2 protein-coding genes are annotated in these 894 nt (G+C 43.7%); both read left to right on the top strand.

The annotated features are described in order from the left end of the window. Positions 1 to 257 (top strand): peptidoglycan DD-metalloendopeptidase family protein (locus A3763_RS01220; protein ID WP_156494804.1); only part of this gene is annotated, 257 nt, incomplete at its 5' end. 116 nt (positions 258 to 373) lie between these two features. After that, a partial coding sequence (locus tag A3763_RS01215) for a sigma-70 family RNA polymerase sigma factor (RefSeq protein WP_156494803.1) occupies positions 374 to 894 on the top strand: 521 nt, incomplete at its 3' end.

The raw sequence follows: 894 nt of genomic DNA, 5'->3' as shown, positions 1-894 counted from the left end.
CCGCTGATGGAGAAGTAGTTTATGCAGGCAATGGCTTGTTAGGCTACGGAAACTTGGTAATTATAAATCATAATGAAACTTACCTCAGCGCTTATGCACATAACCAGCGGATACTAGTTAAAGAAGGACAAAAAATAATAAAAGGTCGCAAGATCGCAGAGATGGGGAGCTCTGACTCAAAACAGGTAATGCTTCATTTTGAAATTCGGCGCAATGGTGAGCCGGTTGACCCAATGAAATATCTGCCTGCGAGATAAAACTATCCTAAAAGGGAAAAATGCCAGTTGCGAGGCTGGTAGCGTATTTATTTAAACAGCTAGGTTGCATCATCAAGGATCTTGATGAGCAAACAATAAAAAGCGAGGCAAGACAGATGTCAGCAGAAAGAGAAGCGTACTTTGACGATGTAGTAGAAATTGATGGCGTTGAATCAGAAGAGACAACGACTGAAAGTTGGGGTTTTGAGGAAGAGGCTGAGACAGTCGTCACTCCGATAACCGCGAAAAAGAAAGCTAAGAAGACAGGCATAGACGGTCGCTCATCAGAAAGTCAGTCATACCGTCAGCTTGATGCGACACAAATGTACTTGAATGAAATCGGATTTTCTCCGCTTTTATCCCCAGAAGAAGAAGTTTATTTTGCTCGCTTGGCGCAGAAAGGTGATGCGGCCGGGCGTAAGAGAATGATTGAAAGTAACTTGCGACTCGTTGTAAAGATCGCACGTCGCTATGTTAATCGTGGTTTGACTCTACTTGACCTGATTGAAGAGGGTAATTTAGGCCTAATTCGCGCAGTTGAGAAATTTGACCCAGAACGTGGTTTCCGCTTCTCTACTTATGCAACATGGTGGATTCGCCAAACTATTGAGCGCGCAATCATGAATCAGACGCGTAC

It is taken from the genome of Oleiphilus sp. HI0128 (genome assembly GCF_001635365.1).
This window is presented reverse-complemented; position numbering and strand designations above follow the sequence as displayed.